We start from the raw sequence: 360 nt of genomic DNA, 5'->3' as shown, positions 1-360 counted from the left end.
GCACGCTGTTGGGTCCTGAGGCAACACACGTTGTTTCTGGTGTGGTGTTTGAGAACTGTAGAGTGGATGCGAGCATCTTTGTGGTCAAGTTGTTAAGGGCACATGGTGGATGTCTTGGCTTCAGGAGCCGATGAAGGACGTGGGAGGCTGCGATATGCCTCGGGGAGCTGTCAACCGAGCTGTGATCCGAGGATTTCCGAATGGGGAAACCCAGCACCAGTGATGTGGTGTTACCCGCCGGTGAATATATAGCCGGTGCGGAGGGAACGCGGGGAAGTGAAACATCTCAGTACCCGCAGGAAGAGAAAACAAAAGTGATTCCGTGAGTAGTGGCGAGCGAAAGCGGAAGAGGCTAAACCG

1 rRNA gene is annotated in these 360 nt (G+C 54.4%); it reads left to right on the top strand.

The features are described from left to right. Window positions 1-82: 82 nt before the first annotated feature. Window positions 83-360, top strand: a 23S ribosomal RNA gene (locus EIZ45_RS45860); the annotation flags it as partial.

The sequence above is a fragment of the Amycolatopsis sp. CFH S0740 genome, assembly GCF_004522315.1.
GTDB lineage: Bacteria > Actinomycetota > Actinomycetes > Mycobacteriales > Pseudonocardiaceae > Amycolatopsis > Amycolatopsis nivea.
Note: the sequence above shows the minus strand (reverse complement) of the source record. Positions and strands in the feature narration are given on the sequence as shown.